Annotated in this window: 1 tRNA gene and 2 rRNA genes; all 3 read right to left on the bottom strand. The window is 50.2% G+C overall.

The features are described 5' to 3' along the window. Positions 1-57: 57 nt before the first annotated feature. A 23S ribosomal RNA gene (locus AC6R1O_RS04690) occupies positions 58-2,949 on the bottom strand. A gap of 521 nt (positions 2,950-3,470) precedes the next feature. Then, a tRNA-Ile gene (locus AC6R1O_RS04685) sits at positions 3,471-3,547 on the bottom strand. Between the two features lie 61 nt (positions 3,548-3,608). Further along, positions 3,609-4,641, bottom strand: a 16S ribosomal RNA gene (locus AC6R1O_RS04680); the annotation flags it as partial.

The raw sequence follows: 4,641 nt of genomic DNA, 5'->3' as shown, positions 1-4,641 counted from the left end.
CTCTTTTACACATTCAATGTTCTTTCATTGAGTCCATCAAAACCCTTTGGGTGTTGTATGGTTAAGCCTCACGGGCAATTAGTACAGGTTAGCTCAACGCCTCACAGCGCTTACACACCCTGCCTATCAACGTTCTAGTCTCGAACAACCCTTAAGGGCACTTAAAGTGCCAGGGAAGACTCATCTCAGGGCTCGCTTCCCGCTTAGATGCTTTCAGCGGTTATCGATTCCGAACTTAGCTACCGGGCAATGCGATCTGGCGATCACAACCCGAACACCAGAGGTTCGTCCACTCCGGTCCTCTCGTACTAGGAGCAGCCCCCTTCAATCTTCCAACGCCCACGGCAGATAGGGACCGAACTGTCTCACGACGTTCTAAACCCAGCTCGCGTACCACTTTAAATGGCGAACAGCCATACCCTTGGGACCGACTTCAGCCCCAGGATGTGATGAGCCGACATCGAGGTGCCAAACACCGCCGTCGATATGAACTCTTGGGCGGTATCAGCCTGTTATCCCCGGAGTACCTTTTATCCGTTGAGCGATGGCCCTTCCATTCAGAACCACCGGATCACTATGACCTGCTTTCGCACCTGCTCGAATTGTCATTCTCGCAGTCAAGCGGGCTTATGCCATTGCACTAACCTCACGATGTCCAACCGTGATTAGCCCACCTTCGTGCTCCTCCGTTACTCTTTGGGAGGAGACCGCCCCAGTCAAACTACCCACCAGGCACTGTCCTCACCCCGGATAACGGGGCTAAGTTAGAACATCAAACATACAAGGGTGGTATTTCAAGGTCGGCTCCACAGATACTGGCGTACCTGTTTCAAAGCCTCCCACCTATCCTACACATGTAGGCTCAATGTTCAGTGCCAAGCTGTAGTAAAGGTTCACGGGGTCTTTCCGTCTAGCCGCGGGTACACTGCATCTTCACAGCGATTTCAATTTCACTGAGTCTCGGGTGGAGACAGCGTGGCCATCATTACGCCATTCGTGCAGGTCGGAACTTACCCGACAAGGAATTTCGCTACCTTAGGACCGTTATAGTTACGGCCGCCGTTTACCGGGGCTTCGATCAAGAGCTTCGACCGAAGTCTAACCCCATCAATTAACCTTCCGGCACCGGGCAGGCGTCACACCGTATACGTCATCTTACGATTTTGCACAGTGCTGTGTTTTTAATAAACAGTTGCAGCCACCTGGTATCTGCGACTCTCAATAGCTCCATCCGCGAGGGACTTCACCGTCAAGAGCGTACCTTCTCCCGAAGTTACGGTACCATTTTGCCTAGTTCCTTCACCCGAGTTCTCTCAAGCGCCTTGGTATTCTCTACCCGACCACCTGTGTCGGTTTGGGGTACGATTCCAACTTATCTGAAGCTTAGAGGCTTTTCCTGGAAGCATGGCATCAATGACTTCACGCCCTTGGGCGCTCGACATCGTGTCTCAGCCTTAAAGAGAGCCGGATTTACCTAACTCTCAAGCCTACGCACTTGAACCTGGACAACCGTCGCCAGGCCCACCTAGCCTTCTCCGTCCCCCCATCGCAATAAGTTGAAGTACGGGAATATTAACCCGTTTCCCATCGACTACGCCTTTCGGCCTCGCCTTAGGGGTCGACTTACCCTGCCCCGATTAACGTTGGACAGGAACCCTTGGTCTTCCGGCGAGGAGGTTTTTCACCCCCTTTATCGTTACTCATGTCAGCATTCGCACTTCTGATACCTCCAGCATGCTTTACAACACACCTTCAACGGCTTACAGAACGCTCCCCTACCCAATACCTAAAAGGTATTGCCGCAGCTTCGGTTTATTACTTAGCCCCGTTACATCTTCCGCGCAGGCCGACTCGACTAGTGAGCTATTACGCTTTCTTTAAATGATGGCTGCTTCTAAGCCAACATCCTAGCTGTCTAAGCCTTCCCACATCGTTTCCCACTTAGTAATAATTTGGGACCTTAGCTGGCGGTCTGGGTTGTTTCCCTCTCCACGACGGACGTTAGCACCCGCCGTGTGTCTCCCGGATAGTACTTACTGGTATTCGGAGTTTGCAAAGGGTTGGTAAGTCGGGATGACCCCCTAGCCTTAACAGTGCTCTACCCCCAGTAGTATTCGTCCGAGGCGCTACCTAAATAGCTTTCGGGGAGAACCAGCTATCTCCAGGTTTGATTGGCCTTTCACCCCTAGCCACAAGTCATCCGCTAATTTTTCAACATTAGTCGGTTCGGTCCTCCAGTTGATGTTACTCAACCTTCAACCTGCCCATGGCTAGATCACCTGGTTTCGGGTCTATATCCAGAGACTGAGCGCCCAGTTAAGACTCGGTTTCCCTACGGCTCCCCTAGATGGTTAACCTTGCCACTGAATATAAGTCGCTGACCCATTATACAAAAGGTACGCAGTCACGGAACAAAGTCCGCTCCTACTGCTTGTACGTACACGGTTTCAGGTTCTATTTCACTCCCCTCACAGGGGTTCTTTTCGCCTTTCCCTCACGGTACTGGTTCACTATCGGTCAGTCAGTAGTATTTAGCCTTGGAGGATGGTCCCCCCATATTCAGACAGGATATCACGTGTCCCGCCCTACTCGATTTCACTGAATGTGCGTTGTCAACTACGGGGCTATCACCCTTTATTGCCGGACTTTCCAGACCGTTCGTCTAACGCATATAAAGCTTAAGGGCTAGTCCAATTTCGCTCGCCGCTACTTTCGGAATCTCGGTTGATTTCTTTTCCTCGGGGTACTTAGATGTTTCAGTTCCCCCGGTTCGCCTCGTTATGCTATGTATTCACATAACGATACCTGCTTATGCAGGTGGGTTTCCCCATTCGGAAATCCCAGACTCAAGTGGTTTTTACTACCTAATCTGGGCTTATCGCAAGTTAATACGTCCTTCATCGCCTCTGACTGCCAAGGCATCCACCGTGTACGCTTAGTCACTTAACCATACAACCCCAAAGGGTCTTATTGGCTCATTTACTTTCACTTTGAAAAGTGAAAACAAACTAAGCAACCAAAGTTGTCTGCAATTATTTAAACATGATGCAGACTCGATTTTGCCGGACTCAAATATCTTTTTATTTTACTTTTTTATAAAAAGTGAAAACAAAAAGCCAAGAACACTTGAATGTGTTTTTGTGTATTCATAGTATATGAATACTTTGAGAACTTTACAAACAACAATAAATTGTTGTTTTGTCAGCTTTCCAAATTGTTAAAGAGCAAATCACTTCAAAGAAGTAACCATTTTTAAAAGCACTATCGTCTTTCTTATTAAAAGAAGTGCACTTAAAGATGGTGGAGCCCGTAGCGGGAGTCGAACCCCTGACTTACCTGCCGTGCAAAGCAGGCGGTGTCCCAGCTGAGCTATAGCCCCACAGTATGCGGGTAAATTTTCGTATGCAAGAACAAGTAAGGCCGTGTACACCAGTACACAACGCGCTTGTTGACGACGCAGACGGAAATATTGGTGGGTCTGAGTGGACTCGAACCACCGACCTCTCGCTTATCAGGCGAACGCTCTAACCACCTGAGCTACAGACCCACTGAATGCTCTAATTAAACCATATCAATCTGTGTGGACACTCAAAACGATAATCATCGTATAAGGAGGTGATCCAGCGCCAGGTTCCCCTAGCGCTACCTTGTTACGACTTCACCCCAGTCATGAACCACAAAGTGGTGAGCGTCCTCCCGAAGGTTAAACTACCCACTTCTTTTGCAGCCCACTCCCATGGTGTGACGGGCGGTGTGTACAAGGCCCGGGAACGTATTCACCGTGGCATTCTGATCCACGATTACTAGCGATTCCGACTTCATGGAGTCGAGTTGCAGACTCCAATCCGGACTACGACGCACTTTTTGGGATTCGCTTACTCTCGCAAGTTCGCCGCCCTCTGTATGCGCCATTGTAGCACGTGTGTAGCCCTACTCGTAAGGGCCATGATGACTTGACGTCGTCCCCACCTTCCTCCGGTTTATCACCGGCAGTCTCCCTGGAGTTCCCACCCGAAGTGCTGGCAAACAAGGATAAGGGTTGCGCTCGTTGCGGGACTTAACCCAACATTTCACAACACGAGCTGACGACAGCCATGCAGCACCTGTCTTACAGTTCCCGAAGGCACCAAAGCATCTCTGCTAAGTTCTGTAGATGTCAAGAGTAGGTAAGGTTCTTCGCGTTGCATCGAATTAAACCACATGCTCCACCGCTTGTGCGGGCCCCCGTCAATTCATTTGAGTTTTAATCTTGCGACCGTACTCCCCAGGCGGTCTACTTAACGCGTTAGCTCCGAAAGCCACGGCTCAAGGCCACAACCTCCAAGTAGACATCGTTTACGGCGTGGACTACCAGGGTATCTAATCCTGTTTGCTCCCCACGCTTTCGCATCTGAGTGTCAGTATCTGTCCAGGGGGCCGCCTTCGCCACTGGTATTCCTTCAGATCTCTACGCATTTCACCGCTACACCTGAAATTCTACCCCCCTCTACAGTACTCTAGTCTGCCAGTTTCAAATGCAATTCCGAGGTTGAGCCCCGGGCTTTCACATCTGACTTAACAAACCACCTGCATGCGCTTTACGCCCAGTAATTCCGATTAACGCTCGCACCCTCCGTATTACCGCGGCTGCTGGCACGGAGT

The organism is Vibrio sp. R11-SG3-ISO3-SZ, from assembly GCF_059834345.1.
Note: the sequence above shows the minus strand (reverse complement) of the source record. Positions and strands in the feature narration are given on the sequence as shown.